The 3,324-nt window shown below is 51.8% G+C and carries 3 protein-coding genes; all 3 read left to right on the top strand.

Going from position 1 to position 3,324, the window contains the following annotated elements; all coding sequences use genetic code 11:
* Positions 1-287 precede the first annotated feature (287 nt).
* Positions 288-1,169: a carbon-nitrogen hydrolase family protein gene (locus tag EJP87_RS14835; protein WP_130472639.1), complete on the top strand. Its 882-nt coding sequence runs from the start codon at positions 288-290 to the stop codon at positions 1,167-1,169.
* A gap of 81 nt (positions 1,170-1,250) precedes the next feature.
* Positions 1,251-1,982, top strand: a complete 732-nt coding sequence (locus EJP87_RS14830) for a helix-turn-helix domain-containing protein (protein WP_130472638.1) — start codon at positions 1,251-1,253, stop codon at positions 1,980-1,982.
* Between the two features lie 38 nt (positions 1,983-2,020).
* Positions 2,021-3,324 (top strand): KGGVGR-motif variant AAA ATPase (locus EJP87_RS14825; protein ID WP_130472637.1); only part of this gene is annotated, 1,304 nt, incomplete at its 3' end.

Here is a 3,324-nt window from a genome sequence, read left to right as displayed (position 1 = left end):
CGCCTTGAGCAAGATCCTGGCACGCAGAAGAACGGATGCTGCTGCTCGGCCCTTGCTGATTGATTCCTCCAACCTCTTCCGCTCTGTCAGCGTCAGACGTACCACATACTTGATCATGTCACACACTCCCGCCCGAATCCCCTGAAGCGGGGGAGTGTAACAGATTAACGAAAGACTGTCAGGTCAGCTTTGTCGGCCCACTAGTTTTTAAACGTGCTGTTTCATTATCGTCCAAGCATGCGCATGTTTCACAGCGTGGCCATTTGCGCAACTGGTTGCGTCATCATATGATTGTGCCAGCGGTTTTTGAACCGTATCCTGTTGTTTCTGCTGATCAAGAGCAATACAAGCTCAAAATTGTTGTGGCCCATTCCAATCGTCTTGCCCGTGACTTGAGAATAAGGATTGGTAGTGAATTAAGGGTTTGGCTTGGCACGTTTCCCGATGGGGTGGTGCCGAAGTGGCCAGGAATCGGGCAGAATAAGTGCACCAGTGAACGACTGGACGATCCAGGCAAGCGGTGGCTTTCGATCCGCACTTCCTTGGAGCAGGCCAAAGTGGCGGCTGCCCACATTGTGATCATGCCGGAACTGTCGCTGTGTCGTCAGTTGCGCAACAAGATGCTGGGGTGGTTGGATCAAGAAGAGCCCGGTTTTTTGTTGGTGGTTCCGGGAAGTTATCATGAGGTTGACGATTTAAAGAATAACAAATATCCTTTTAATCGATCTTGGTTGTGTGACGGTTCTGGAAACGAAATCTTGAGGCACGATAAGCTGCGAGCTTTTGGTTCGGACAAACTGTGCCATGAACAGATTACCCCCGGTAGCAAAGTCACGCTGTGGCGAACCTCGATAGGGGTGTTCGCATTGCTGATATGTCGTGATTTTTGCGAAGAAGATGGCGACGTAGTCAAGATGTTGGAGACGTTGGCCCCCGACTGGTTACTGGTGCCATCCATGAGTTTTGATAGTGGTGTTCGGGCGCATGCAGACCAAGCAAAACATGTGCACAACAAATGCGGGGCTCGGATCCTGCTTGCCAACCAAACGCCGGATCAAACGTTTGCATCAAAGATAAGTCATGGTTTTGTCTACCCTGCAGCGGATGGCGCTTGCCAACCGGACTGGGTTATTCCGGCATCTCGTCTGAAAAAACTGAGCCTGTCATGACAGCGATGGCTGACAGCTTCGTTCGGGTATGGTAAATTGTTCTACAATTGTTTCTATTGACAGATTATGGAAAATGAGTCCATGAACGCCTCTGACACCCCTTTTATTCTGCGTTATGCCCATCCTCTTTGGTTGGCACAAGCTCCAGAGGCATTGGAGCAGATTTTGCGCGCTGTGAAGGGAATGACAGAGTTTGATGACCATGAAGCCGGGTTGCTGGATCATGCCTACCGGGTTCGACTGGCGCGCCTGCTGCGGGACCATGCTGGTGCCGAGGAGTTTGACGCCTTGAATCAACATTTGTTGCGCGTGATTCATCCTCTCCGGGCGGAAAAATTTAATGCCCTAGACAAGCCTTATGCGGTGCGCTGGCGGGCTTTTAGTGATCTGTTGGAAGATCGCTTGTCGGTGCTGGATACGGCCATTCCAGAAGGTGTCAAAAATCGTCTGTATGTGCCGGGGATTCTGGATTTGCTGAGAATTCGTGGCAAAATGACTCAGCAGCAGGTGGCGGAAGCCTTTCCCCAGATTGGTCCGTCCAACCTCTCCCGTATTCTGACTCAGTTGGAGGGATGGGAATTGGTGGTGCGTCAGCGCTACAAAAAGGAGAAGATCATCACTCTTGGCCCCCGCGCTCAAGAGGTGTTGACCGATTATGATCCACTGGAGTCAGAGGCAGATGAGGTCGACGCTCAGGAAAAGGCACGTTGCATAATAGTCGATAACTTGGCGAAGATCGCAGCCATGCCACATGGAGGAAGGAAAGATTTTACTTATCCGATTCCTTCAGTGGCAAAATTGGTCAGTTTTTAACTGAGCCATCTCTTTCTGAAGTCTACCCAAAGAGTGCCATGAGAATTTTTACGTTCTACTCCTTTAAGGGCGGTGTTGGTCGTTCTTCCTTGATGTTTCATCTGGGCGACTATTGGGCGAGCAAGGGTTATGTTGTGGCCTTGCTGGACATGGATCTGCATGCGCCGGGCATCAGCCTGCACCCCTGGCTAGAAAAACCACGCAAAAATAATGAATACCATAAATTGGGTATCAGCGATCTCTTGACAACCTTTTATATGACGCAGAATCTGGAGGAGAGCACTTTTCAATTTTTTCCGCCCAGTCTTATGCTGCGTCAGCTCAAGCCACCCAAAGGGAGCAATCGCTGGGGGAGCAAGGGGCGGATGATGGTGTTGCCGTCGGGTAGTGTGGCCTTGCCGCAAGTCGATCCGGTCAAAGAGTCGCAAAAGGTACCGATACCCTCTGCAGAGGCCAGCGAGTCCGAGGAGCCAGAGCAAAAAGCGTTACGATATTTTGCCCGCCTGATCCGGGAGGATCTGGAATCATTCCGCCTGGAGGATCATCCCAGCCAATCGGGCATCGATTTTCTCTTGATCGACTGTCGCACCGGGTATCTGGCCATGGAAGAGTTGGCCATGGGGTATCTGGCCGAGCGGGTGGTGCTGGTCTCTGGTCTGAACCATCAAAACCTGGAAGGGTTGGACCTTACGCTGCAAAAGCTGCGGCCACAGCGAGTGCCCCCGTTGTATTATTCCTCGGAACTGCTGGTAGCTTTTGGGCCGGTGCCAGCCCATTACATGGATGATCCGCAAGCAAGACAATCCCTGGAAAAGGCCATGGGCATTCTGGAAAAAAATCGTCTTGCGGTCAAAACCGGCGAACGGGCAGAGTTGTTGCCACCCTATTTTCTGCTGCCGTACACCCCGCACTTGGCAACTTCGGACGAACCTGTCCCACAGGGCTATTTCCTTGGCAGACACCATCCGTATTGGGAGGTGGTTGAGCAAATCGCCGATACCCTGGTACCGCAAAAATCAGTCGAGGATTCCAAGCGGGAAATCTTGCGCCAAATGCTCAGCATAACCGGCACAGTACTGCCACCCGCCATCAAAACTGTCACCAAAGAAAGCGCTCTCCCGACAGCCAAAGAGAAAAAAGGAGAAGAGTTGGAGGAGGAGTCTGCCATCAGCCAGAATCTGCGCCATCCCACGCGCCAGAACTTGGCCATGATGTTCCAATTGCCCAAGTGGTATTGGCCTGTTGCGGATGATCCAAAGCAACAGCGTGCATGGCTTAAACGGTACGGATTTCCTGCCCAATTGAGCGATACTCAGGACAAATTGCTGGATGGGTTGTGTGC

Origin of the sequence: Candidatus Magnetaquicoccus inordinatus, from assembly GCF_004217665.1 — a bacterium.
Taxonomy (GTDB): domain Bacteria; phylum Pseudomonadota; class Magnetococcia; order Magnetococcales; family Magnetaquicoccaceae; genus Magnetaquicoccus; species Magnetaquicoccus inordinatus.
This window is presented reverse-complemented; position numbering and strand designations above follow the sequence as displayed.

What these genes read in the sequence shown, in the direction of transcription:
- EJP87_RS14835 (WP_130472639.1), top strand. Translation starts at nt 288, where the DNA reads ATGATTGTGCCAGCGGTTTTTGAACCGTATCCTGTTGTTTCTGCTGAT.
- EJP87_RS14830 (WP_130472638.1), top strand. Translation starts at nt 1,251, where the DNA reads ATGAACGCCTCTGACACCCCTTTTATTCTGCGTTATGCCCATCCTCTT.